The following is a 23,848-nucleotide window of genomic DNA, read 5'->3' as shown; positions in this document are numbered from 1 at the left end:
CCTGGGTCCTGTGCCGCCGCACGGTTTTCACCGGGGGCGCGCCGGCCGTGAAGAGCCCTCCCATCGCCGGTGGGAGGGCTTTTCGCTGCTCTCGGCGTCCTTTTCGCTCGTGGGGGCGGGCGCGGGTGACCTTCGCCTGCCGTTCGCAGCAGTGGTCCGGCCCGGGTATGAACCCTACCGTTGGGTAAGTAGCACTCTGCACCATTCGGGACAGGGGGACTGACGCGATGGCCGGATCACCGATCACCGGATTGGGCAGTTCACGACTGGGTCCCGCCGAGCGCGCCCAGGCCCTGGACCGAATGGCCACCGAGGAGTTCGACGTCGTCGTGGTGGGCGGCGGCATCGTGGGCGCGGGCGCCGCGCTGGACGCCGCCACCCGGGGCCTGTCGGTGGCGCTGGTGGAGGCCCGCGACTTCGCCTCCGGCACCTCCTCCCGCTCCTCCAAGCTCATCCACGGCGGGCTGCGCTACCTGGAGCAGCACAACTTCGACCTGGTCCGCGAGGCGCTGACCGAGCGCGGCCTGCTGCTGCAGCGCATCGCGCCGCACCTGGTGCGCCCGGTTCCCTTCCTGCTGCCCACCACCCGCCGCTTCTGGGAGCGCGGCTACCTGGGCGCCGGGGTGGCCCTTTACGACGCGCTGGCGTTCCAGATGGGCAGCACCCGGGGCGTGCCCCACCACCGGCACCTGAGCCGCCGCAAGGCGCTCAAGCTGGCCCCGGCGCTGCGCAAGGACGCCCTGGTCGGGGCGATCCAGTACTGGGACGCCCAGGTCGACGACGCCCGTTATGTGGTGACCGTGCTGCGCACCGCCGCCCAGTACGGCGCGCAGATCGCCCCCCGCACCCAGTGCATCGGGTTCCTGCGCGAGGGCGAGCGGGTCACCGGCCTGCGGATCCTGGACCTGGAGTCCGGGCACAAGAGCGAGGTCCGCGCCCGCCAGGTGGTCAACGCCACCGGGGTGTGGACCGACGACATCCAGGAGCTGGTGGGCGGCCGCGGCCAGATCCACGTCAAGGCGTCCAAGGGCGTCCACCTGGTGGTGCCCAAGGACCGCATCCACTCCTCCACCGGCATCATCCTGCGCACCGAGAAGTCGGTGCTGTTCGTCATCCCGTGGGGACGGCACTGGATCATCGGCACCACCGACACCGCCTGGAACCTCGACAAGGTCCACCCGGCGGCCTCCAAGGCCGACATCGACTATGTGCTGTCGAAGGTCAACGAGGTTTTGGTGACCCCGCTGACCCATGACGACGTCGAGGGCGTCTACGCCGGGCTGCGGCCGCTGCTGACGGGGGAGACCGAGGAGACCTCCAAGCTGTCGCGCGAGCACGTGGTCGCCCACCCGGTGCCCGGCCTGGTCCTGGTCGCCGGCGGCAAGTACACCACCTACCGGGTGATGGCCAAGGACGCCATCGACGCGGTGGTGCACGGCCTGGACCGCCGGGTCGCCGAGTCCTGCACCGACCGCATCGCCCTGGTCGGCGGGGAGGGCTTCCAGGCCATGTGGAACGCCCGGCAGCGCCTGGCCGACCGCTCCGGGCTGCACGTGGCCCGCATCGAGCACCTGCTGCAGCGCTACGGCACCCTCATCGACGACCTGCTGGAGATGATCGCCGAGCGTCCCGACCTGGGCAAGCCGCTGACCGGCGCCGACGACTACCTGCGCGCCGAGGTGGTCTACGCCGCCACCCACGAGGGCGCCCGCCACCTCAACGACGTGCTGTCGCGCCGCACCCGCATCTCCATCGAGGCCTGGGACCGCGGCGTCGGCGTCGCCCAGGAGGCCGCCGAACTCCTCGCCCCCGTCCTGGGCTGGTCCAAGGACCAGATCGACCGCGAGGTCGAGTACTACCGCAAGCGGGTCGAGGCCGAACGCGACTCCCAAAACCAAGAAGACGACCAGGAGGCCGACGCCCGCCGCCGCGGCGCCCCGGAGATCGTCCCCACCTACTGAGCCTTTTCCGGCACGGCGGCCCGGCGAAGACGGACGGCCGTTAGGGCGATGGCCGGTGCAGGGGCGGGCCGAGGAGGAGATTCAGGCCGGTGGCGTACAGGTCGGCGGGGACGCGGTCGGGGTCCAGCAGGTGCTGGGCGGTCAGCCCGAAGTCCATCGCCATGACCAGGGCGGCCCGGTCCTCGGGGGTGATGCCGTCGGTGCCGGGCAGGCCGCGGGCCAGCCGGCGGCGGCGCTCGTCATACCAGTCGGCCAGCCGCCAGCCGGCGGCGTAGTCGCGCATGCCGAGCAGCCAGAACTCCATCATCAGCAGGGCCAGCAGGCGGGCCTCCGCGGTCTCCAGGCGCAGGCGGTAGCGCTCGCCGAGGTGCCGGAGCCGCTGCAGCGGCGGGCGGCCGCCGTCCTCGTGCGGCGGCTCGGGCGCCTCGGTGCCGAACCCGGCCGCGGTGCAGCGCTCCAGCAGGGCCATCGCCAGGTCGGCCTTGCCGGCGAAGTTGGAGTAGACGGCGCCCTTGGTGAGCCCGGCGGCCGTGGCGATGTCGTCCAGCGATGTTGCGTGGATGCCGCCTTCGGCCCACAGGCGCTGGGCCGCCTCCAGCAGGGCCTCCCTGGTGCGTTCCCGCCGCCTGGCGGCGGCCGGGTGCCGGTGCGCCCGGCGTCCGGTGTGCCGTGGCGGTGTCCTGTCCTGCTCCTCGCCTCCCGGGTGTGCGCTGGTCATGCGGTTCTCCCCTCCCGCGTTGGATGCTCATTCCGGGATACACCGCGAGTGCATGGTCATTCCGCCACTTGGCCGACAGCGGGCAGGCGGGACGGTTTTCGGCCCGGTTTCGGCGTCCGGTGATGAACTTCGTCCGCAGTTGAGAGGGTCGGTGACCAAGTTGTGGTTACCGGTAGGTAGTCAATAGTGGCCGGGTGGTCATATGGTGCCACCATGGCAACCCCTACGGCCTCAGCGCTGACGCTCGCCCCCGCCCTCATCGAGCGGTTGTCCTCTCACGTGACCTCCGCCTCGGGCGGCACCACCACCATTCCCGCCCCCTTCACCGGGGAGCCGCTGGCCACCGTGCCGGTGTCGAACGCCGACGACGTGCGCGCCGCCTACGAGCGCGCCCGCGAGGCCCAGCGGGCCTGGGAGCGGCTGCCGGTGCGCGAGCGGGTCAAGCCGTTCCTGCGCATGGTGGACGTCCTGGTCGACCGGCGCGAGGAGATCCTGGACGTCATCCAGATGGAGACCGGGAAGGCCCGCCGGCACGCCTATGAGGAGTTCCTCGACGTGGCGCTGTGCACGCTCTACTACGCGCGGCGGGCGCCCCGGCTGCTCAAGCCCCGGCGGCGGCAGGGCGCCTTCCCGGTGGCCACCCGGACGGTGGAGCTGCGCAAGCCCAAAGGCGTGGTCGGGCTGATCTCGCCCTGGAACTACCCCTTCAGCCTGGGCGCCAGCGACATCGCCCCGGCGCTGATGGCCGGCAACGCGGTGATCCACAAGCCCGACACCCAGACCTGCCTGTCCAGCCTGTGGGTGCTGGACCTGCTGATCAGCCTGGGGTTGCCGCGCGACCTGTGGCAGATCGTGGTGGGCGACCCGGCCGAGATCGGCGACCCGCTGCTGGAGAACGCCGACTACGTCGCCTTCACCGGCTCCACCCGCGGCGGCCGGGCCATCGCCGAGAAGGTCGCCCCCCGCCTGGTGGGCTACTCGCTGGAGCTGGGCGGCAAGAACCCGATGATCGTCCTGGAGGACGCCGACGTCGAGCGCACCGCCCGCGGCGCGCTGCGCGCCTGCTTCACCAACGCCGGGCAGCTGTGCATCTCCATCGAGCGGCTGTACGTCCACGAGAAGATCTACGACCGGTTCGTGCCCCGCTTCGTGGAGCAGGTCAAGGCGATGAAGCTCGGCGCCGGGCTGGACTACGAGGCCGACATGGGCTCGCTGACCTACCCGCGCCAGCTGGAGGTCGTCAGCCGGCACGTCGAGCAGGCCCTCAAGGAGGGCGCCACGCTGCTGGCCGGCGGCAAGGCCCGCCCCGACATCGGCCCGCTGTTCTATGAGCCCACCGTGCTGACGAACGTCACCGGCGACATGGAGCTGTGCGCCAACGAAACCTTCGGCCCGGTGGTCAGCGTCTACAAGTTCTCCGACGAAGACGAGGTCGTCCGCCTCGCCAACGACACCGCCTACGGCCTGAACGCCTCCATCTGGACGCGGAATGTGGCCCGGGGCCGCCGCCTGGCCGCCCGCATCAACGCCGGGACGGTGAACATCAACGAAGGCTACGGCGCCGCGTTCGCCTCCTACGACGCCCCGATGGGCGGCATGAAGCAGTCCGGCCTGGGCCGCCGGCACGGTGCCGAGGGCATCCTCAAGTACACCGAGCCGCAGACTGTTGCCAGCCAGCACCTGGTGGAGCTGGCCCCGCCGCCGTTCCTGGGCTATGACCGCTACGCCACCGGCATGGCGACCGCGATCAAGCTCATGAAGCGGCTGCGGATCAGGTAGCCGAAGGACGAGATCGGATGTCTGCGGACGTGAAATTCGACTTCGATGTGCTGGTGGTCGGCTCGGGCTTCGGCGGCAGCGTCGCGGCGCTGCGGCTGACCGAAAAGGGCTACAAGGTCGCCGTGGCCGAGATCGGCCGCCGTTTCGACGACCCGGCCGGCAGACCGGGGGAGCGCCATGCGGCGCTGCCGAAGAACTCCTGGCGGCTGCGGCGCTACCTGTGGGCGCCGGCGCTGGGCCTGACCGGCGTCCAGCGCATCCACCTGCTGCGCGGCGAGAAGGGCGGCCGGGTGCTGGTGCTGGCCGGGGCGGGTGTCGGCGGCGGCTCCCTGGTGTACGCCAACACCCTGTATGAGCCGCTGCAGCCGTTCTACGACGACCCGCAGTGGCGGCACATCACCGACTGGCGGGCCGAGCTGGCGCCCTACTACGACCAGGCCAAGCGGATGCTGGGCGTGGTGCCCAACCCCACCATGACCCCCGCCGACCGGGCGATGAAGCGGGTCGCCGAGCGGATGGGACGGGGCGAGACCTTCCACCTCACCCCGGTGGGGGTGCTGTTCGGCGACAAGCCGAAGCAGGAGGTCGACGACCCCTACTTCGGAGGGATCGGCCCGCGCCGCCGCACCTGCCACGAGTGCGGGGAGTGCATGACCGGCTGCCGGCACGGCGCCAAGAACATGCTCACCGAGAACTACCTGTACCTGGCCGAGAAGGCGGGCGCCAAGATCATGCCGATGACCGGCGTGCGCTCGGTGACCCCGCTGCCGGGCGGCGGGTACGAGGTGGAGATCGTGCGCACCGGCTCCTTCGGCCGGCACCGCCGCACCCTGCGGGTCGAGCAGGTGGTGTTCGCCGCCGGCACCTACGGCACCCAGAAGCTGCTGCACCGGATGAAGGCCACCGGGCGCCTGCCGCGCATCTCCGACCGGCTGGGCGTGCTCACCCGGACCAACTCCGAGGCGATCTTGGGCGCCGAGCGGTTCCGCCGCCGGGGCGACGACTATTCGGCGGGCGTGGCGATCACCTCCTCCTTCCACCCGGACGAGGACACCCACATCGAGCCGGTCCGCTACGGCAAGGGCTCCAACGCCATGGGCCTGCTGCGCACCCTGCTGATCGACGGCCCGTCCGCCGACGGCTCCGGCGCGGCCCCGCGCTGGCTGAAGTTCCTCGGCTACGCCGTCACCCACCTGTGGCAGCTGCCCCGGCTGCTCAACCTGCGGCACTGGTCGGAACGCACCATCATCGCCCTGGTCATGCAGGTGCGGGACAACTCCATCACCGTCACCCCGCGCAAGGGCCTGTTCGGCTGGGGACTGCGGGCCCGCCGCGGCCACGGCGAGCCCAACCCCACCTGGATCCCGGCCGGGCACCAGGCCACCCGGCTGCTGGCCGAGGAGATCGGCGGCATGCCCGGCGGGTCCTGGCTGGACCTCGGCGACATCCCCACCACCGCGCACTTCATCGGCGGTTGCGCCATCGGCGACTCCCCGCAGACCGGAGTGATCGACCCCTACCACCGCCTCTATGGCCATGAGGGCCTGCACGTGGTGGACGGCTCGGCGATCTCGGCCAATCTGGGCGTCAACCCGTCCCTGACCATCACCGCCCAGGCCGAGCGTGCGATGGCGATGTGGCCCAACAAGGGCGAGCAGGACCCGCGTCCCCCGCTGGGCTCGCCCTATCGCCGCATCACCCCGGTGGCCCCCAAGAACCCCGTGGTTCCCCAGGCCGCCCCGGCCGCGCTGCGGCTGCCGATCGTCGAGATCACCTGACCGGACGGCGCGCTCTCGGGCCTGCTTTCCACCCCACAGGCCCGCGGGCGCGCCGTCCTCCCTTCGCACCGGGCGGCATGGGCCGGGGCGATACGGCCATAGACTTGGGGTCTGCCCCGTATCCCTTGAAAGGCGTTGCCCGGTGCCCTTCGCGCAGGTCGAGCAGTCCCACGACACCGTTCTCGTCGTCGACTTCGGCGCGCAGTACGCGCAGCTGATCGCGCGGCGCGTACGCGAGTGCAATGTGTTCAGCGAGATCGTCCCGTGCACCATGCCGGTCGAGGAGATGCTGGCCAAGCGGCCGAAGGCGATCATCCTGTCCGGCGGGCCGGCCTCGGTGTATGAAGACGGCGCCCCGTCCGCGCCCGAGGGGCTGCTGGAGACCGGGGTGCCGACGCTGGGCATCTGCTACGGCCACCAGGTCATGGCGCAGGCCCTCGGCGGGGTGGTGGAGAACTCCGACGTCGCCGAGTACGGCCGCACCGACATCGAGGTGATCGACGGCGGGGTGCTGCTGAGCGGGCTGCCGGCCAAGCAGCCGGTGTGGATGTCGCACCGCGACCACACCAGCGTCGCCCCCGAGGGCTTCACCGTCACCGCGCGCACCGCCGTCACCCCGGTCGCCGCGATGGAGAACCGCGAGCGCGGCCTGTACGGCGTGCAGTTCCACCCCGAGGTGGTGCACACCGAGCACGGCATGGCGGTGCTGCGGCACTTTCTGTTCGAGGCGGCCGGCTGCCGTCCCAACTGGACCATGCTCAACATCGCCGAGGAGGCCATCGAGGCGATCCGCGCCCAGGTCGGCGGCAAGCGCGCCATCTGCGGCCTGTCCGGCGGGGTGGACTCGGCGGTGGCCGCCGCGCTGGTGCAGCGCGCCATCGGCTCCCGGCTGACGTGCGTCTTCGTCGATCACGGCCTGCTGCGCAAGGGCGAGGCCGAGCAGGTGGAGAAGGACTTCGTGGCGGCCACCGGCGTCCAGCTCCACGTGGTGGACGCCCAGGAGCGGTTCCTGAGCGCGCTGGCCGGCGTCACCGACCCCGAGACCAAGCGCAAGATCATCGGCCGGGAGTTCATCCGCGTCTTCGAACAGGCCGCCCGCGAGATCGTCGCCGCCCACTCCGGCGAGGACGACGACGTGGAATTCCTCGTCCAGGGCACCCTGTACCCGGATGTGGTGGAGTCCGGCGGCGGCACCGGCGCCGCCAACATCAAGTCCCACCACAACGTCGGCGGCCTGCCCGAGGACCTGAAGTTCAAGCTGGTCGAACCGCTGCGCACCCTGTTCAAGGACGAGGTCCGCGCCCTGGGCGAGCAGCTCGGCCTGCCTCCTGAGATCGTCTGGCGCCATCCCTTCCCCGGCCCGGGCCTGGCCATCCGCATCATCGGCGAGGTCACCCGCGAACGCCTGGACATCCTCCGCGAGGCCGACGCCATCGCCCGCGAGGAGCTGTCGGCCGCCGGCCTGGACCGCGACATCTGGCAGTTCCCGGTGGTGCTGCTGGCCGACGTCCGCTCCGTCGGCGTCCAGGGCGACAGCCGCACCTACGGCCACCCCGTGGTGCTGCGCCCGGTCACCAGCGAGGACGCCATGACCGCCGACTGGGCCCGGTTGCCGTACGACCTGCTGCAGCGCATCTCCACCCGCATCACCAACGAGGTCCGCGAGATCAACCGCGTGGTGGTCGACATCACCAGCAAGCCCCCCGGCACCATCGAGTGGGAGTAGCCGGACTTTCTGTGTAGAAACGGCTACAAAGCGTTGTTCGGCCTCCTACGATGCCGTCCATGTCACACTGGGTGAGGCGCTGTCGGGAGGCTGAATGGTGGTGTTCGCTGTGGGCGGCGACTTCACGGCGCCTTGGAGCCACACGGGCGTATGGACGGAGGAGGAGTACCTCAAGCTGCCGTCGGACGGCCCGAAGGTCGAACTGGTCGGCGGGAGCCTGCTGGTGAGCCCCGCGCCCGGCAAGCCCCATCAGCGGATCGTGCGGCGGCTGGCCACGCTCATGGAGTCGGCGGGCCTGCCGGACCTGGTGACCGAGACCGAGATCAACGTGCGGATCGCCGAAGACGTGATCCTCATTCCCGACATCGTGGTCACCTCCGAGACCGACGACAAGGTCATCGTCCACGATGCGGCTCACGTGCGGATGGTGGTGGAGGTCCGGTCGCCGTCCAACCAGGGGCAGAAGTGGATCAAGAAATACGCGCTGTACGCCCAGGCGGGCATCCCCTGGTTCATGGTCGTCGAGATGGACGACGAGCGGCATCTCACGATGATCCTGCAGCGGCTCGAAGGGGGAACCTACCTCGAGGCGGCGCGGGCGAGGTGCGGCGAGAAACTCAAGCTTCCCGATCCCTTCCCCAGCATCGACCCGGCGGACCTGCTGCGGCCGCTGCTGTGACGAGCAGATTGAAGGGCTCGGTGCGTCGGTGGGCGCGCTCACGATCGTCCATGTTCGCCCTCCTTCACGTAGGAGACCCGCCGGCTCTCCTCGCTCAAGGCCCGGCGGGCCCTGCCGCGCCCCAGCAGCACCCAGGCAAAGCCACAGGGCACGGAGCGGTCGGCACTCAGAAGCCGCGACGACGCCGATTGCCGTCTAGGTGGGGTGACTGATCCGGGACGAGACGCCGGACCGGCCACCCCGATCCATTCGCCGCTGCCCAGGCCTAAGACAAGGCGTTTGGTGGTCGTCCCTCCAGATGACTCCGGCCGATTCGGCTTGGCGCTCCCCCCAGCCGATCACCTTTCGGTAGTCGTACCGCAGGGGGTTGTACGGGTCGAGGCGAGCCGACCAGACACGGGCCGTCCAGCCCGCCGGGCGGGACTCCAGCGCCCGGATCGCTGCCTGGGAAGCCGCCGCGCGGTCGTCTGACACCCCGCTTTCACAGGGCTCCCCATCTTCGTTGAGGACTTCCCACGGGAATAGCTCAAGCCTGCCGTCGGTCGCGGTCATCGCCTTCCCCTGGGCCCGTAGTGGGCCTGCACTTCACGAACTCTGGCCAACAGGTCGGCCGGGGTGCGGCCTTCGACCAACCCGAGCCAGGGGAAGGGCGGCCGGGGCATCGCCCAGTACCGTCGGGTGTACTGACCGTGCCAGGTGATCCACTGGGCGCCGATCTCGCGTTGCAGATCGGCCAGGACAGCCGGACCAGGTGCGTCGGCGGCGGTGAGGGCAGGAGTGTGGGCTAGGGGGTTGGGGTGGGGTAGGTTCATGTCCAACCACGACCTCCGTTCGTGGCTAGGCCCCGGGAGCCGACGGTAGCGGCGTCGGTCGGGGCCGTTTTGTTTGTGATGTGCGGGGCCGCGGCCTCGGACAGTGGTGGCGTGGGCGACGGCTGCGGTCCCTGTTTTCTCCTGGCTGGCCCCCACGGTGGGGGTGAACGCCGCGGCGGTGAGTGCTCGGTTGCGCTCCCGCGCCGCGTCGTCTGGCGGCCGTGCTGCCGGGTCTGGGCTGTGGACATTCCCGTGGGACCTCCGCTCCGTGGCTGCTCTTGGTCGTCCCGGTGCGCCTGTGTCGCCGTTTAGTGGCCGATACGTACTCGGCTGCTGATTCGGCGCCTTGTGCCGCGTCCGGGACCACAGCTAACGTTGCCGTAGGGCGACATATTTTCCAATGGCATAGCGCGGCAAATAGATTGCCGTCTGACGTCAATCAGATTGACGTGTCACGACAGGAGGTGACAGAGGTGTGACCAGTCGCAACAGGTCCCGCCGGTGGCGCCAGCTTGAACAGAGAGCGGCCGAGATCCGCCTCGACGGCATTCGTCGCGGCCTGACTACCGAGGCCGTCGTTGAGAAGATCCTCAGGGAGATCGACGTTCATCCCCTGGAGGCATGGAGGCTGGCCAACGGATGGAGTCGGGAGGAGGTCGCCGCGCGCCTGGATGCGCTCTACGTCGCGGACGGCCTGGAGCCCCCGCACGTGGACGCACCCACTCTGTGCCGATGGGAGCGTGGCCAGAGGAGACCGAACGAAGAACGCATCGACTACTTCTGCAAGCTCTATCGCACCCGGCCTGACAAGCTCGGCTTCGGCGTGGACCACGGGGAGGGCGACCCCGGCAACCTGCAGCGCATCGGGATCGTCGATGCCTTCCCCTACACCGGGGAGGACTCCGAGCAGGACTTGATCAACCGGATCCGGGCCGCCGGGCAGCGCATCAACTTGTTCGGCCTCACCAGGAACTTCTATGCCCGCGAGGAATGCCTGGCGGCGTTGGAGGAGGCCGCTCAGCGGGTGCCCGTCAAGATCTATGTGATGGACCCGTTCTGCGACTCGCGCCGCGACCGGTACCGGATCGAACCGGCCGACGCGGCGATGGAGGATCCGCACCGCTACATCCGGGAGGTCCTGCGCCCGTTGCGGGCCGCGGCCGAACGGCAGCCCAACATCCGCCTGTACAGCTACAACTTCCCCTGCTCGTTCGCGATGGAAGAGGTGGACGACGTCATCCGGATCATGCTCTACGGGCACGCCAAACGCGGCACTCATGGCCCGATCCTGGTCGTCAGGGAGGGCACCCCGGTGCACGACTACGCGGTCGATCAGTTGCGCTGGCTGGAGCGGTTGTCAGGGGGTGAGGTGCCCGAGCCGTGGGCGAGCAAGGGAATCGAGGTCAAGCCCCTGGAGGCCGCCTGAGGAACGCCGCCTGAGGAACATGGCGTGGCGGGCTGACAGTTCGGGGGACGGTCGTCATGAGGGCCCGGGGAAGTCCCGGGCCCTCATGACGTTCCGGTGGGTGTCAGACCCCGGCGGGGGCCAGGGCGGCCTCGGCCTCCAGGGTGGCGGCGGTGGCGTTGATGACCGCGGCGATGCGCAGGGCCTCCTGGATGTGCTCGCGGGGCATGCCGGCCTCGCGGAGGACCTTCTCGTGGGATTCCAGGCAGCGGCCGCAGCCGTTGATGGCGGAGACGGCCAGGCACCACAGTTCGAAGTCGACCTTCTCGACGCCGGGCTTGCCGATGATGGTCATGCGGAGCTTGGCCGGGAGCTGGGCGTAGGTCTCGTCGCCGATCAGGTGGGTGGCGCGGTAGTAGACGTTGTTCATCGCCATGATCGAGGCGGCGCCCTTGGCGGCCTCGAACGCCTCGGCCGACAGGTAGTCGCCGGCCTCCTCGGCCAGCTCGGCGATGACCTGCTTGCTCTTGGTGGCCATCGCGCAGGCCAGCACGGTGCCCCACAGCTGCTGCTCGGTGAGCTGGGAGGTGCTGGTCACCGAGCCCAGGTTGAGCTTGATGTCCTTGGCGTAGGCGGGGAGGGCTTCCTTCAGTGCGTCGACGCTCATGCTGAGGCTTCCTTTCAAGACAGACGGCCGGTCACGGCTATGGCGCGACCGGCCGACCGGTGAACCCGCCCGGCGCGCCGTTCTTCGGGGACGGTCCGTGAGCGGCGCGGTCCTGGGCGGGTGGAGGCGATGTGCGGCGGCCTGTGACGCCAGGCCGCGTGCCGGGAGAGGCGCGATGCCCCTTGCGGCGGGTCCGGGGAGGGGCACCGGCCACCGTGGGTGTGGGCGCGGTCGGAACCGGTGGCCGGTGCGCCGTCAGCCCTGCGGACTGGCTCAGGCGCCCGCCATGAGCTTCTTGGGGTCGAGGGTGGCCTCGCCCTTGTTCCAGTTGCAGGGGCACAGCTCGTCGGACTGCAGGGCGTCCAGGACCCGCAGGACCTCCTTGACGTTCCGGCCCACCGAGCCGGCGGTCACCATCGCGAACTGGATCTCGTTGTCCGGGTCGACGATGAAGGTGGCGCGCTGGGCGACGCCCTCCTTGGTGAGGATGCCCAGGGCGCTGCTGAGCTCCCGGTTGATGTCCGACAGCATCGGGAACGGCAGGTCGCGCAGGTCCGGGTGGTCCTTGCGCCAGGCGTAGTGGACGTACTCGTTGTCCACGGACACGCCCAGGACCTGGGCGTCGCGGTCGGCGAACTCCCCGTTCAGACGGCCGAACTCGGCGATCTCGGTGGGACAGATGAAGGTGAAGTCCTTGGGCCAGAAGAAGACCACGCGCCACTTGCCCTCGTAGGTCTTGTGGTTGATGGTCTCGAACGCCTTGTCCGGGTCCAGCGACACGCAGGCGGTCAGTTCGTACTCGGGGAACTGGTCACCGACAGTGAGCACAGGATCTCCTTCGTTCCATGTGAAATGTGTCACAGGCGCCCTTAAGGGGCGACCGCGACACCAGAGTTGTGAGTGGTCATAAGCATGTCGCAGCTATCGTGAAAAGAGAAATTGATAGGTCCAGAAAGATTGATAGGGGATGGCTATCAATAGACCGACCGTGGCGCAGCTGCGGGCATTCCTCGCGCTGGCCGAGTATCTGCATTTCCGAGACGCCGCCGCCGTGCTCGGCATGAGCCAGCCCGCATTGTCGGGCGCGGTGGCCGCCTTGGAGCAGACTTTGAACACCCGGTTGGTCGAGCGTACGACACGCAAGGTTCTGCTCACTCCGGCGGGGGAGCGGGTGGCCCGCCGCGCCGAGACGGTGCTGGCCGAGCTGGACCGGCTGGTGGAGGAGGTGCGCGCCGCCCGCGGCCCGCTGGTCGGCCCGCTGCGGCTGGGCGTGATCCCCACCGTGGCGCCCTACCTGCTGCCCTCGGTGCTGCCCCGCTTGAGCCGCGACTTTCCCGACCTGGAACTGTCGGTGCGCGAGCAGCAGACCGAGCACGTGGTGGCCGAGCTGCTGGCGGGCCGCCTGGACGTGGTGATCCTGGCGCTGCCGGTGCCCACCTCCGGGGTGGCCGAACTGCCGCTGTACACCGAGGAGTTCCTGCTGGCCGCCCCTCGCGCCCTGGAGATCGGCCCCGAACCGGTGCCCCGCAAGGTGCTCACCGAACTGGACGTGCTGCTGCTCAACGAAGGGCACTGCCTGCGCGACCAGGCGCTGGACCTGTGCCGCGAGGTCGGGGCGCAGGCGACCGCGGCCACCTACGCGGCGAGCCTGGCCACGCTGGTGCAGCTGGTCTCCGGCGGCCTGGGAGTGACGCTGCTGCCGCAGACCACGCTGCCGGTCGAGACCCGGCGCGCCGACGGGCTGGCGGTGTACCGCTTCGCCGACCCCGCCCCCTACCGCCGCATCGGGCTGGCCTACCGGGAGACCTCGCCCCGGGTGGAGGAGTTCCAGGCGCTGGCGCGCAGCATTCGCATCGCCGTCGCCGAAGCCCATCCGGAAGTGCGCATCGACTCCTGAGCCGGCCCGTCCCGCACCCTTGCGAAAGTGGCGTAAAGCACACGTGACATTCCTCATATGTCGCGGGACGTGCACAACGAAACAAGGGCATTCGCGCCGATAGAGATTTTCGTCACTTATGCGGCGCCGGTTGGACATGAGCGCCCGGTAAAGCCCTCCCGGAATGTTCCGCGGCGGGGTAACGATCGCTGCAAGGCTTGTCCGCCGTCCGGTGGCACCTGACGCCCCCAGGGCGCCGCCCGGTCATGGTGAAGGGGTGCGGAACGTGACGACCGGGCAGCTCACCGCCGACCGCTGGGCCGAGGTCGAAGAACTGTGGGCCAAGGACGGGCTGATCCGGCTGGCGGGCTCGCTGCAGGGGCCTGATCCGCTCGCGGGCCGCTGGCGGCTGCATCTGATCCCGGCGCACCCGGCGCCCACCACCCCGCGGGCCTGGCTGAGCCTGCGCCTGCGGCGCCGGCGGACGGCCCGCCGCCGCGGGCCGGGCCCCTACGACGTCACCGTCTCAGCCGGCCGGTTCGACGTGGCCGTGCCGGTGCGGGACCTGACGCCGCCCCGCCCGTTCCGCTCCGAGCGCTGGGACGTCCGCCTGGTCTGCCACACCGTGCGCACGGAGGTGGAGATGCCCGTCGGCCGCCGCCTGGGCCGGCCGCGGGCCCGCGCCATCACCTACCCGGCGCAGTGCTTCACCGACGGGCGCGGCGCCCGCTACCGGGTCCGTCCCCGCTACACCGCCGACGACCGCCTCCTCCTTGTGAGCCGCCGGGTCCGATGAAGATCACCTACGTACTGATGCACGCCTACGGCATGGGCGGGACGATCCGCACCGTCATCAACCAGGCCGCCGCCATGGCCGAGGCCGGGCACGAGGTCCAGATCGCCAGCGTGATCCGCCGGCGGGGCCGCCCGCAGTTCCCCATCGACCCGCGGGTCCGCCTGATCACCCTCGACGACCAGCGGGGGGCGAACGCACCCCCGCGGCCGCCGCGGCCGTCCCGCACCGGCCGGCTGCTGGAGCGGCTGGAACGGCGCCTGGGCCGCCGGCTGCGCAGGCCCCGTCCCGTCCCGGTGCCGCCCGGCTGGGAGCCCGGACCCGAGGTGCCGGCGGGGGAGGCGGCCAAAGAGGTCTTCACCCGCCGCGTCGAAGAACGCGTCATCGAGTTCCTGCAGAGCCTGCAGGAAGGGGTGGTGGTCACCACCCGCCCCGGACTGAACCTGCTGTCGGCCCGCTACGCGCCGCCCCACCTGGTCCGCATCGCCCAGGACCACATGCACCTGGACCGCTACAAGCCGGACGTGCGCGAAGCGATCGCAAGCGACTACCCGCGGCTGGACGCGGTGGTCTCGCTGACCCGCCGGGACGAGGCCGCCTACCGGCGGGCGCTGGGCGGCCGGGTGCGCACCGCCCAGATCCCCAACCCGCTGCACACCCTGCAGGTGCCCCGCACCGACCACTCCGCCAAAGTGGTGGCGGCCGCCGGACGGCTGACCCGGCAGAAGGGCTTCGACCTGCTGATCGAGGCGTTCGCCCAGGTGGTGCGGCGGCACCCGGACTGGACGCTGCGGATCTACGGCGGCGGCCCCTGGGAGGGACGGCTGCGCAACCTGATCCACCGCCGCCACCTGTACAACCACGTCTTCCTCATGGGCACCTCCAGGGACCTGGACCGGGAACTGGCGCAGGCGTCCATCTACGCCCTCAGCTCCCGCTTCGAGGGCTTCGCCATGGTGGTGCTGGAGGCGCTGAACTGCGGGCTGCCGCTGGTGAGCTTCGACTGCCCCACCGGCCCCCGGGAGGTCATCCGGGACGGGGAGAACGGGCTGCTGGTGCCGCCGGAGGACCCCGGCGCCATGGCGGGCGCGCTGTGCCGGCTGATCGAGGACCGGCGGCTGCGGCGCCGCCTGGGCGCGGCGGCGATCGACACCGCGGCCGAGTACGGCCCCGAGGCGATCCGCCGCCGCTGGGAGGAGCTGTTCACCGAACTGCTCGCGGCCAAGCGCGCCGAGGGCACGGTTCTGCCCGCGTAGCGGGACGGTCAAGGGTGGGGCAAGCGATTCCCTGGCGGTCGCGATGCGCGTTCGGGTAACCGCCCCGGCCGGAAATGCTTGCCCTATGTCGACGTTCTCCCTGGACGACGTACGCCGGGTCTGCAAAGGCCGCGACGCGTGGTGGACGGTCTTCCTCGTCGACCCGATCGCGATCCGGCTCACGCGGCAGGTGGCCAACCGGACCTCGATCACCCCCAACCAGCTCACCGCCGCCGCCTTCGCGCTGGGCCTGGGCGCGGCGGCCTGCTTCGCCCTGGCCTCTCCCGGCTGGCTGGTGGCGGGGGCGCTGCTCTACCACGTCGGCTTCGTGGTGGACTGCATGGACGGCAAGATCGCCAGGCTCAAGGGCACCGGCACGGTGTTCGGCGGCTGGCTGGACTTCATGCTGGACCGGGTCCGCGACACGCTGTGCGCGGTGGCCCTGACCGGCGGGCAGTACGCCCGGACCGGGCAGGCCGCCTACCTGTACGCGGGCATGGCGATCCTGGCTTTGGACATGTTCCGGTACGTCAACGGTCCGCAGATCGTCAAAGTGCGGCGCTCGATGCGCGCGGCGATGAACGCGGCGATGCGGGAGGCCGCGGCGGACCGGCCCCGGGGCCGCCTGGAGGCGCCGCAGGCAGGGCGGGAGCGGGAGGAGGAGCCCGAAGGGGAGCTCGAACGGCTCACCGACGCCGACCTGCACCGTGCCTTCGACGCGCATTTCCCCTGGTACCAGCGGGTCCGCCGGTACCTGCTGCAGCGGCGGGTGCGCACCCATCTGGTCAGCGGCATCGAGTTCCAGATGGCGGTGTTCATCATCGGCCCGCTGACCGGGCAGATCATCGGCGCCGTCGCGGTCGCCGGCGCCCTGCTGATGTTCTTCGAACTCGTGATCATCTACAAGTTCTGGCTGTCCACCCGGGCGCACACCCGGCTGCTGGCCGAGCTGCGGCAGGTGCGCCCCATGGCCGCCGCCGGCCCCACCCGGGCCGGGCAGGGGCTCGCCCCGGCCGCCGAACCGGACTGACGGCGGCGGGGACCCGGCCGGGCGGGACCGATCACGGCCCTGTCAGGAGGACGTCAGCTCCGGGCGATGGGCCCGGGCGAACAGCGTGACGCCGGGCAGGGAGCGCACCGGCAGGTAGCGCTCCAGCATCACGACGGCGCGCAGCCCGGCGTTGACGACCGGGTTCAGCCGTCCCGCCCCCTGCGGGGCGCTGCGGTGCCGCCGCCACTTGACCACCGGACGCAGCAGCACGTTCCAGCTCCACATCCGGTCCAGCTGCAGCCCGGCGCCCTCGATGAGCGCGGCCAGGCTCTCCCGGGAGTAGCGGCGGACGTGCCCGAGCGCCACATCGTGCGCCGACCACAGCGACAGGTCGCACGGCACGGAGATCAGCGCGACGCCGCCCGGGCGCAGCACCCGGGCCAGCTCCCCGGCGGCCGTCTGATCGTCGGGGATGTGCTGCAGCACGTCCAGCGCCATCACGAAGTCGAAGTCCCCCGTCGACAACGGCAGGTAGCAGGCGTCTCCGTGATAGGCGTCGATGCCGCGCCGCTTGGCCAGCTCCACCGCCTCCGGGGAGGCGTCGATGGCGATGGCCTCCCAGCCGTGCTCCACCAGCACCCTGGTGTTGCCGCCGCCGGCGGCGCCGATGTCGGCGGCCCGCCCGGGCGGGCCGCCCAGCCGGCGCAGCTCCCGGGCGATGATCGCCCGGCGTTCCCGATACCACCAGTTGTCGTCTTCGATCGCGACGACCCGTTGAATTTCGACCGTGTCCATGGCCCCCAACCGGACAACGTTGCGTCGATGCGGTCGTCCGCATCCTTAATTACGGAACGTACCAGGTTGGCGACGAGTGGTGGTGGACCGGGGTGCTCAGCGGTGGTGCCGGCCCCTGCGCCGGCGGAACAGGTAACGCACGGTCAATAGCGCCGCCAACGCTCCCACCAGCGGAGCCGCCCGCTTGGCGACCGAGGGCCCGGCGACCTCCAGCAGGTCGATGGCGTCGTCCTCCGGCGGCCGCCGCCGGTGGGCGCCGCCCCGCCGCGCGGCGGTTTTCGGAGCAATGGCGCCGGAGGTTTCGGTCACCGCCGCCTCCCGGACGCCCTTGGCCGAATCCGCCGCGGCGGCCTCGCCCGTCTCCCGGCCGCCGGAGGAGCCGGCGGCCGCAGAGCCGGTGCCGTCCGGCGTCGCTTGAGCGGATTCGGCGGCGCCGCTCGCCGCGCCGGAGGCGACGGTGGCCCGGCCCGCCTCGGCGGGCTCGGCGGTGCCGCTCGCCGTGCCGGGGGCGGCCGTGGTCTCAGCGTTGGCCGGGGCCGTCGGTGCGGGCTCGGTGGTGCCGCTCGCCGTGCCGGAGGTGGTGGATTCAGAGGAGGGCGTGGTCTCAGCGTTGGTCGGGGCTGTCGGTGTGGGTTCGGTGGTGCCGCTCGCCGTGTCGGGGGCGGTGGTTTCGGGGGCGGCCGTGGCTTCAGTATCGGCCGAAGTCGTCGGTGCGGGTTCGGCGGTGCTGCTCGCCGCGTCGGGGGCGGCCGTGGTCTCAGCGTCGGTCGAAGCCACCGGAGCGGATTCGGTGGCTTCGGGAACGGGCGTGGTTTCGGCGTCGGCCGGAGCCGCCTGAGCCGGTTCGGGCGGGCTGCTCGTGGCCGGAGCGGTTCCGGCCGGTTCTGCGGTGGCCGTGGTTTCGGGTTCGGCGGGGCCGCCCGCCGGTTCGGTGGCGGAGCCGGTGCCGGCCGAGGCCGTGGTTCCCGGCTCGGCGGAGGAGGAGCCGGCGTCGGCCCGGGGCGGTTCGGCGGCGGTCGCGGCCTTCCCGGTGGATTCGGGGGCGGTCTCCTTCGAGACGGGGTTTTCGGCCAGTTCGGCGGCCAGGGCCTTGGCGAAACGACCGACCAGCCTGGCGCCGACCTCGGCGAGGATGTTGCGGCCGAACTGGGCGGGGCGGCCGGTGACGTTCAGCTCGGTGTGGACGGTGACGCGGGTGGTGCCGTCGGTCTCCGACATGCGGGCCCGGATGGTCGCCGCCGCGGTGCCGGAGCCGCGGGCCTCCTTGCCGGAGGCCTCGATGGTCAGGGTGCGGGCGTCGGCGTCCGCCTCGACGATCTTGGCGGTGCCCCGGTAGGTGATGGTCATCGCGCCCAGCCGCACCTTCAGCCGGCCGCGGTAGTCCGTGCCGTCGATGGAGTCGAGGGTGGCACCCGGCATGCAGAGCGCCACCCGCTCCACGTCGAGCAGCGCCGACCATGCCTGATCCACCGGCACCGGAACGGTGAATTCGTGGTCGAGCTCCATCAGCGGGTTCCTGCCCTTCTCGTCAGGGGACCGATCTGGTGACTTTATGGCGGCCTGCGGCCGTACCGCCACACTTACAGGTCACCGCAGATTCTCACAGCAGGTCCCGGCAGGGCGGCCCGGGGGTGCCCCGGTGACCTGCCCCCATGGCCGCCGTGCCGGGACGCGACGGGCGCGGTCAGGACGCGCAGGCCGACACCAGGGCGCGGCGGGTCAGCACCCGGGCCAGATGCGCGCGGTACTCGGCCGAGCCGTGCAGGTCCTTTGGCGGGGAGGTGCCGTCGGCCGCGTGGCCGGCGGCGGACCGGAAGGACTCCTCGGCGGCGGGACGCCCCTGCAGGGCCTGCTCCACGGCGGTGGCGCGGACCGGTGCGGCGCCCATGTTGGTCAGCGCCACCCGGGCCTCGGCGACCTCGCCGCCTTCCCGGCGGACCGCGCAGGCCACCCCGACCACCGCCCACGCCTGGGCGGTGCGGTGGAACTTCTCATACCAGGTGCCCCACCCCGGGCCGAGCTTGGGAACGGTCACCCCGACCAGCAGCTCGTCCGGTTCCAGCGCCGAGGTCATCCAGTCGACGAAGAAACCCGCCGCCGGGATGTCGCGCGCCCCGCCGGCGGACCGCACATGGCACACCCCGCCCAGCGCCAGCACCACCGCCGGCAGGTCCCCGGCCGGGTCGGCGTGCGCCAGCGCCCCGCCGAAGGTGCCGCGGTGCCGCACCGCCGGGTCGGCCACCGTGGCGGTCGCCTGCGCCAGCAGCGGGGCGTGCGCACGGACCAGCGGGTCGTGCATCACCTGGTGGTGGGTGGCCATCGCGCCGATGAACAGCGCGTCGCCCAGGTCGCGGATCTGCCGCAGCTCCGCCACCCGCTCCAGGTCCACCAGCACCTCCGGGTAGGCCAGCCGCATCCGCAGCAGCGGCAGCAGGCTCTGCCCGCCGGCCAGCGGCTTGGCCTCCTCACCGGCCTCGGCCAGCGCCGACAAGGCCTCCTCCAGCGAGCCCGGCCGCACGTACTCGAACTGCGGGGGGATCATTCGGCACCTCCCTGCGGGTTGAGGGCGCGCCACACGCGCTCTGGGGTGCACGGCATCGGCACGTCCCGCACCCCGTAGGGGCGCAGCGCGTCCACGATCGCGTTCACCACGGCCGGGGTGGCGGCGATGGTGCCGGCCTCCCCGACGCCCTTGACGCCCAGCGGGTTGGTGGTGGCCGGGGTCTCGGTGCGGTCGGTGGTGAAGTCGGGCAGGTCGGCCGCCGACGGGATCAGGTAGTCGGCCATGGTGGTCGTGGTCAGGTTGCCCGCCTCGTCGTAGACGGCCTCCTCATACAGCGCCTGCGCGATGCCCTGGGCGAGCCCGCCGTGCACCTGCCCCTCCACGATCAGCGGGTTGACCACCCGGCCGACGTCGTCGACCGCCACGTAGGAGCGGATGCGCACGAACCCGGTCTCGGTGTCCACCTCCACGGCGCACAGGTGCGTGCCGTGCGGGAAGGAGAAGTTCTCCGGGTCGAAGGTGGCGTCGGCGTCCAGCGAGGGCTCCATCCCCTCGGGCAGGTCGTGCGCGGCGAACGCGGCCGCGGCCACCTCCTGCAGGGTCTTGGCCTCGCCCGGCACGCCCCGCACCCGAAAGCCCCCGTCGGTGAACTCCACGTCCTCCTCGGAGGCCTCCAGCAGGTGGGCCGCCACTTTGCGGGCCTTGTCGATGACCTTGTCGCAGGCGTTCACCAGCGCGATGCCGCCCACGGCCAGCGACCGCGAACCGTAGGTGTCCATGCCCTTGGGGGAGACGGAGGTGTCGCCGTGCAGCACCCGCACGTCCTCGAACGGCACGCCCAGGCGGTCGGCGGTGATCTGCGCCCAGGCGGTCTCATGGCCCTGGCCATGGGCCGACGAGCCGGTCACCACCTCGACCTTGCCGGACGGCAGCACCCGCACCGAGGCGTGCTCCCAGCCGCCGGCGCCGTACGACAGCGACCCCAGCACCCGCGAGGGCGCCAGCCCGCACATCTCGGTGTAGGTGGACACCCCGATGCCCAGCTGCACGGTGTCGCCGCGCTTACGCCGGTCGGCCTGCTCGGCGCGCAGCTTGTCGTACTCCAGCAGCTGCAGCGCCCGCTCGGTGGCCGCCTCGTAGTTGCCCGAGTCGTAGGTCAGCCCGGCGATCGTCTCGTAGGGGAACTCCTCGTGGCGGATCCAGTTGCGCCGCCGCACCTCGATCGGGTCCAGGCCCAGCTCGGCGGCCAGCTCGTCCATCAGCCGCTCGATGGCGAAGGTGGCCTCCGGACGCCCCGCGCCCCGGTAGGCGTCGGTGGGGGTCTTGTTGGTGAACACCCCGGTGCAGGTGAAGGAGTAGGCGTCCATCTTGTAGATGCCGTTGAACATGAACGCCCCCAGCAGCGGCACGCCCGGGGTGACCAGCATCAGGTAGGCGCCCATGTCGGCCAGCAGCTCCACCTTCAGGCCGCGGATGGTGCCGTCTTGCTCGGCGGCCAGCGTCAGACGCTGGATCTGGTCGCGGCCGTGGTGGACGGCCAGGTTGCCCTCGCTGCGGGACTCGGTCCACTTGACCGGCCGGCCCAGCCTGCGGGCCAGCAGCAGCGCCAGCACCTCCTCGCCGTAGACCTGCAGCTTGGAGCCGAACCCGCCGCCGACGTCCGGGGCGATCACCCGCAGCCGGTGCTCGGGGATGCCGGTGACGGTGGCCAGCATCAGCCGCAGGATGTGCGGGATCTGGGTGGCCGACCAGAGCGTGAAGCCGTCCCCGTCCGGGGCGCACACCACCGCCCGCGGCTCCATCGCGGTCGGGATCAGCCGCTGCTGCACGTACCGGCGTTCGAGCAGCACGGGCGCGTCGCGCAGCGCCGCGTCGATGTCGCCGTTTTCGAACGTCCAGGTGTAGCTGGCGTTGGTGCCCAGCTCCTCGTGCACCAGGTCGGCGCCGTCCGCGAGCGCCCGCTCCATGTCCGTCACGACCGGCAGCGGCTCGTAGTCGACGTCGATGGCCTCCAGCGCGTCGGCCGCCGCGTACCGGTCCCGGGCCACCACGCACGCCACCGGCTCGCCCACATAGCGGACGCGTTCGACGGCCATCGGCGGGTGCTCGGGGTGCTTCATGTCCTCGGTGACGACCCACGCGCACGGCAGACCGCCCTGCTCGGCGGCGAAGTCGGCCCCGCTGAACGCGGCGATCACGCCCGGACGCTCCAGGGCCTCGGAGACGTCCACATGGGTGATGCGGGCGTGCGCGTGCGGGCTGCGCAGGAACGCCACATGGCACATGCCCGGCAGCTGCAGGTTGTCGGTCCACTGGGTGCGGCCGGTGATCAGCCGGGCGTCCTCGGTGCGCCGGCGGGGGCTGCCGATCTCGCGCCTGACGACGGTCTCGGTCACGGCGTCACCTCCGCTTCGGGGCGGGGGACGGCCGGGGCGTCCGCATCGCCCCCGGCGCGCATCTCGGCGGCGGCGCGCCGGACGGCCCGGACGATGTTCTGGTAGCCGGTGCAGCGGCACAGGTTGCCCTCCAGCCCCCGGCGGATCTCCGCGTCGGAGGGGTCGGGGTTCTCCCGCAGCAGATCGATCGCGGCCATGATCATGCCGGGGGTGCAGTACCCGCACTGCAGGGCGTGCTCTTCGTGGAAGGCCCGCTGCATGGGGTGCAGCTCCCCGCCTCGGCCCAGCCCTTCGACCGTGGTGATCTCGTGCCCGTCGGCCTGGACGGCCAGCACCGAGCAGCTTTTGACGCTCAGCCCGTCCATCAGGACGGTGCAAGCGCCGCAGTTGGTGGTGTCGCAGCCGACCGGGGTGCCCACTTTCCCCAGCCGTTCGCGCAGGTAGTGGACGAGCAGCAGCCGGGGCTCCACCTCGTCCTCATACGTCACGCCGTCGACCTTGGTTCTCACACGCGGCATCCGTCCTCCTTCGGGCGCCTTGAGGGGTGGGTCGGGGGCACAAGGCGCCGGGAGGTGCGCGCTGGACGGGCCGCGACATCGAGGCCACCTCCGCGGGGGGTGGGGCGACCCTTGAACGGTAAACCGTGATCGAACGGCCGACCAGACCTTGATATGACCTAATTCACACTGATTTGCGGCCCGAATCCGGCGCGCCGAGCGCCGCGTTCAGCCGCCGCACCCGTGCCGCGGCCAGCTCCACCACGGTGCGGGTGGCCGGGGACAGCTCGGCGACGGGACGGTGCACGATGCCGAACCGCTCGTGCAGCGGCGGGTCCAGCGGCGCCCAGTGCAGGCCGGGCGGCAGCCGCTCGCCCAGGCGGAGCAGGGCGCCGCGCCAGCACACCGTGTCGGCCAGGCCGCGCGCGGCGACCTCCAGTGCGGCCTCGAAGTACTCCACCTCGACGCGGGGGCGCAGCACCCGCCCGTGCGCGCGGGCCAGCTCGGCCAGCATCCGCCGGGTGGTGTCCTCGGCGCGCCAGCTCACATCCGGCAGCACCAGCGGGTGGGAGGTCAGCGTCCGCGCGGTGACCGGCTCGCGCACCCGTTCGGGGTCGGCGCTGACGTAGACCAGCTCGTCGCGCATCTCCACGGTCACCGCCAGGTCGTCGGCGTCCAGCGGCAGCGCCGCCAGGGCGGCCTCCAGCCGGCCCCGGCGCAGCTGCTCCAGCAGCTCGGCGGAGTTCTGGCCGACCAGCTCGATCCGCACCCGCGGGTGCCGCTGGAGCATGTCGGCGATCAGATCGACCCCGAGGTAGTAGTGCGCGATCTTGAAGATGCCAAAGCGCACCGTGCCGGTCAGCATGCCGCGCACCGACGAGACCGCCCGCACCGCCTCGCCGGCCGCCCGCAGCGCGGCGACCGCGTGCGGACGCAGCGCCCAGGCCGCCTCGGTGGGCACCAGACCGCGCCCCACCCTGCGGAACAGCACCGCGTCCAGGTGCCGTTCCAGCTGCCTGACCTGCTCTGACACCGAGGGCTGGGCGTAGCCGAGGGCGGCGGCCGCCGCCGTGAACGACCCGTGCTCCAAGGTGGTCAGGAAACAGCGGAACTGATGGAGGGTGATCGCCGATCCACCGTCAGTGACCAAGGATTTCCCTTCACCTGCCGCAGGAAAGCAAGGCTACCTCGATGGGAAGCGGCTCCTTACGGTCGT

General features: G+C 71.5%; 20 protein-coding genes. 10 read left to right on the top strand and 10 right to left on the bottom strand.

The window, feature by feature from the left end; genetic code table 11:
- Positions 1–227 precede the first annotated feature (227 nt).
- Positions 228–1,961 (top strand): glycerol-3-phosphate dehydrogenase, encoded by a 1,734-nt coding sequence (glpD, locus tag BUE48_RS21160; protein ID WP_012854561.1) that lies wholly within the window; start codon positions 228–230, stop codon positions 1,959–1,961.
- A 40-nt stretch (positions 1,962–2,001) separates the two neighbouring features.
- Here the strand turns inward: glpD and BUE48_RS21155 are convergent, their stop codons facing one another.
- Positions 2,002–2,679, bottom strand: coding sequence for a TetR/AcrR family transcriptional regulator (locus BUE48_RS21155; RefSeq protein ID WP_012854560.1), 678 nt, complete (start codon positions 2,677–2,679; stop codon positions 2,002–2,004).
- A 213-nt stretch (positions 2,680–2,892) separates the two neighbouring features.
- Between BUE48_RS21155 and BUE48_RS21150 the strand changes: the two genes are divergently transcribed.
- The 4 genes from BUE48_RS21150 (at position 2,893) to BUE48_RS21135 (ending at position 8,641) form a co-directional block, all read left to right on the top strand.
- Positions 2,893–4,458 (top strand): succinic semialdehyde dehydrogenase, encoded by a 1,566-nt coding sequence (locus BUE48_RS21150; RefSeq protein ID WP_012854559.1) that lies wholly within the window; start codon positions 2,893–2,895, stop codon positions 4,456–4,458.
- 17 nt (positions 4,459–4,475) lie between these two features.
- Positions 4,476–6,236 carry a GMC family oxidoreductase gene (locus BUE48_RS21145; RefSeq protein ID WP_012854558.1) on the top strand — a complete coding sequence of 587 codons (1,761 nt, stop codon included), beginning with the start codon at positions 4,476–4,478 and terminating at the stop codon, positions 6,234–6,236.
- A gap of 142 nt (positions 6,237–6,378) precedes the next feature.
- Positions 6,379–7,962 (top strand): glutamine-hydrolyzing GMP synthase, encoded by a 1,584-nt coding sequence (gene guaA, locus BUE48_RS21140; protein WP_012854557.1) that lies wholly within the window; start codon positions 6,379–6,381, stop codon positions 7,960–7,962.
- Between the two features lie 94 nt (positions 7,963–8,056).
- Complete coding sequence (locus BUE48_RS21135) at positions 8,057–8,641, top strand: Uma2 family endonuclease (protein WP_286990808.1); 585 nt, start codon at positions 8,057–8,059, stop codon at positions 8,639–8,641.
- Between the two features lie 548 nt (positions 8,642–9,189).
- Here BUE48_RS21135 and BUE48_RS21130 read toward each other — a convergent pair.
- Positions 9,190–9,453 carry a hypothetical protein gene (locus tag BUE48_RS21130; protein WP_286990807.1) on the bottom strand — a complete coding sequence of 88 codons (264 nt, stop codon included), beginning with the start codon at positions 9,451–9,453 and terminating at the stop codon, positions 9,190–9,192.
- 475 nt (positions 9,454–9,928) lie between these two features.
- Between BUE48_RS21130 and BUE48_RS21125 the strand changes: the two genes are divergently transcribed.
- Positions 9,929–10,879 carry a helix-turn-helix domain-containing protein gene (locus BUE48_RS21125; RefSeq protein WP_286990806.1) on the top strand — a complete coding sequence of 317 codons (951 nt, stop codon included), beginning with the start codon at positions 9,929–9,931 and terminating at the stop codon, positions 10,877–10,879.
- Between the two features lie 103 nt (positions 10,880–10,982).
- Here BUE48_RS21125 and ahpD read toward each other — a convergent pair whose 3' ends face one another.
- Both ahpD and BUE48_RS21115 read right to left on the bottom strand, forming a co-directional pair.
- On the bottom strand, positions 10,983–11,525 hold the full coding sequence (gene ahpD, locus BUE48_RS21120) for an alkylhydroperoxidase, AhpD family (RefSeq protein ID WP_286990805.1): 543 nt from the start codon (positions 11,523–11,525) through the stop codon (positions 10,983–10,985).
- Between the two features lie 273 nt (positions 11,526–11,798).
- Positions 11,799–12,353 carry a peroxiredoxin gene (locus BUE48_RS21115; RefSeq protein ID WP_012854553.1) on the bottom strand — a complete coding sequence of 185 codons (555 nt, stop codon included), beginning with the start codon at positions 12,351–12,353 and terminating at the stop codon, positions 11,799–11,801.
- Positions 12,354–12,492: 139 nt separating this feature from the next.
- Here BUE48_RS21115 and BUE48_RS21110 point away from each other — a divergent pair, with 139 nt between their 5' ends.
- The 4 genes from BUE48_RS21110 (at position 12,493) to BUE48_RS21095 (ending at position 16,480) form a co-directional block, all read left to right on the top strand.
- Complete coding sequence (locus tag BUE48_RS21110) at positions 12,493–13,422, top strand: LysR substrate-binding domain-containing protein (protein WP_286990804.1); 930 nt, start codon at positions 12,493–12,495, stop codon at positions 13,420–13,422.
- A 265-nt stretch (positions 13,423–13,687) separates the two neighbouring features.
- Complete coding sequence (locus tag BUE48_RS21105) at positions 13,688–14,197, top strand: hypothetical protein (protein WP_286990803.1); 510 nt, start codon at positions 13,688–13,690, stop codon at positions 14,195–14,197.
- The gene (locus BUE48_RS21100) at positions 14,194–15,450 is read left to right on the top strand and encodes a glycosyltransferase family 4 protein (RefSeq protein WP_012854550.1); all 1,257 of its coding nucleotides are present in this window, start codon (positions 14,194–14,196) and stop codon (positions 15,448–15,450) included. Before BUE48_RS21105 ends, BUE48_RS21100 begins: the two co-directional genes overlap by 4 nt.
- An 85-nt stretch (positions 15,451–15,535) precedes the next feature.
- Positions 15,536–16,480 carry a CDP-alcohol phosphatidyltransferase family protein gene (locus BUE48_RS21095; RefSeq protein ID WP_012854549.1) on the top strand — a complete coding sequence of 315 codons (945 nt, stop codon included), beginning with the start codon at positions 15,536–15,538 and terminating at the stop codon, positions 16,478–16,480.
- A 42-nt stretch (positions 16,481–16,522) separates the two neighbouring features.
- Here the strand turns inward: BUE48_RS21095 and BUE48_RS21090 are convergent, their stop codons facing one another.
- The 6 genes from BUE48_RS21090 to BUE48_RS21065 all read right to left on the bottom strand — a co-directional run bounded on the left by BUE48_RS21090 (position 16,523) and on the right by BUE48_RS21065 (position 23,782).
- Positions 16,523–17,236: a class I SAM-dependent methyltransferase gene (locus BUE48_RS21090; protein WP_012854548.1), complete on the bottom strand. Its 714-nt coding sequence runs from the start codon at positions 17,234–17,236 to the stop codon at positions 16,523–16,525.
- Positions 17,237–17,332: 96 nt separating this feature from the next.
- Positions 17,333–18,742: an SRPBCC domain-containing protein gene (locus tag BUE48_RS21085; protein WP_286990802.1), complete on the bottom strand. Its 1,410-nt coding sequence runs from the start codon at positions 18,740–18,742 to the stop codon at positions 17,333–17,335.
- A gap of 178 nt (positions 18,743–18,920) precedes the next feature.
- On the bottom strand, positions 18,921–19,778 hold the full coding sequence (locus BUE48_RS21080; RefSeq protein WP_012854546.1) for an FAD binding domain-containing protein: 858 nt from the start codon (positions 19,776–19,778) through the stop codon (positions 18,921–18,923).
- Positions 19,775–22,135, bottom strand: coding sequence for a xanthine dehydrogenase family protein molybdopterin-binding subunit (locus tag BUE48_RS21075; RefSeq protein WP_286990801.1), 2,361 nt, complete (start codon positions 22,133–22,135; stop codon positions 19,775–19,777). Before BUE48_RS21075 ends, BUE48_RS21080 begins: the two co-directional genes overlap by 4 nt.
- The gene (locus BUE48_RS21070; protein ID WP_012854544.1) at positions 22,132–22,653 is read right to left on the bottom strand and encodes a (2Fe-2S)-binding protein; all 522 of its coding nucleotides are present in this window, start codon (positions 22,651–22,653) and stop codon (positions 22,132–22,134) included. The genes BUE48_RS21075 and BUE48_RS21070 overlap by 4 nt, the downstream gene beginning before the upstream one ends.
- Before the next feature lie 163 nt (positions 22,654–22,816).
- Positions 22,817–23,782 (bottom strand): LysR family transcriptional regulator, encoded by a 966-nt coding sequence (locus BUE48_RS21065; protein WP_012854543.1) that lies wholly within the window; start codon positions 23,780–23,782, stop codon positions 22,817–22,819.
- Positions 23,783–23,848 lie beyond the last annotated feature (66 nt).

It is taken from the genome of Thermomonospora sp. CIF 1 (assembly GCF_001896795.1).
GTDB lineage: Bacteria > Actinomycetota > Actinomycetes > Streptosporangiales > Streptosporangiaceae > Thermomonospora > Thermomonospora curvata.
Note: the sequence above shows the minus strand (reverse complement) of the source record. Positions and strands in the feature narration are given on the sequence as shown.

Bases quoted from the DNA above. Each gene is read 5' to 3' on its own strand.
- BUE48_RS21145 (WP_012854558.1), top strand. From the start codon at position 4,476: ATGTCTGCGGACGTGAAATTCGACTTCGATGTGCTGGTGGTCGGCTCG.
- BUE48_RS21090 (WP_012854548.1), bottom strand. From the start codon at position 17,236: ATGGACACGGTCGAAATTCAACGGGTCGTCGCGATCGAAGACGACAAC.
- BUE48_RS21135 (WP_286990808.1), top strand. From the start codon at position 8,057: ATGGTGGTGTTCGCTGTGGGCGGCGACTTCACGGCGCCTTGGAGCCAC.
- BUE48_RS21150 (WP_012854559.1), top strand. From the start codon at position 2,893: ATGGCAACCCCTACGGCCTCAGCGCTGACGCTCGCCCCCGCCCTCATC.
- BUE48_RS21095 (WP_012854549.1), top strand. From the start codon at position 15,536: ATGTCGACGTTCTCCCTGGACGACGTACGCCGGGTCTGCAAAGGCCGC.
- ahpD (WP_286990805.1), bottom strand. From the start codon at position 11,525: ATGAGCGTCGACGCACTGAAGGAAGCCCTCCCCGCCTACGCCAAGGAC.
- BUE48_RS21130 (WP_286990807.1), bottom strand. From the start codon at position 9,453: ATGAACCTACCCCACCCCAACCCCCTAGCCCACACTCCTGCCCTCACC.
- BUE48_RS21100 (WP_012854550.1), top strand. From the start codon at position 14,194: ATGAAGATCACCTACGTACTGATGCACGCCTACGGCATGGGCGGGACG.
- BUE48_RS21080 (WP_012854546.1), bottom strand. From the start codon at position 19,778: ATGATCCCCCCGCAGTTCGAGTACGTGCGGCCGGGCTCGCTGGAGGAG.
- BUE48_RS21155 (WP_012854560.1), bottom strand. From the start codon at position 2,679: ATGACCAGCGCACACCCGGGAGGCGAGGAGCAGGACAGGACACCGCCA.
- BUE48_RS21085 (WP_286990802.1), bottom strand. From the start codon at position 18,742: ATGGAGCTCGACCACGAATTCACCGTTCCGGTGCCGGTGGATCAGGCA.
- glpD (WP_012854561.1), top strand. From the start codon at position 228: ATGGCCGGATCACCGATCACCGGATTGGGCAGTTCACGACTGGGTCCC.
- BUE48_RS21070 (WP_012854544.1), bottom strand. From the start codon at position 22,653: ATGCCGCGTGTGAGAACCAAGGTCGACGGCGTGACGTATGAGGACGAG.
- BUE48_RS21110 (WP_286990804.1), top strand. From the start codon at position 12,493: ATGGCTATCAATAGACCGACCGTGGCGCAGCTGCGGGCATTCCTCGCG.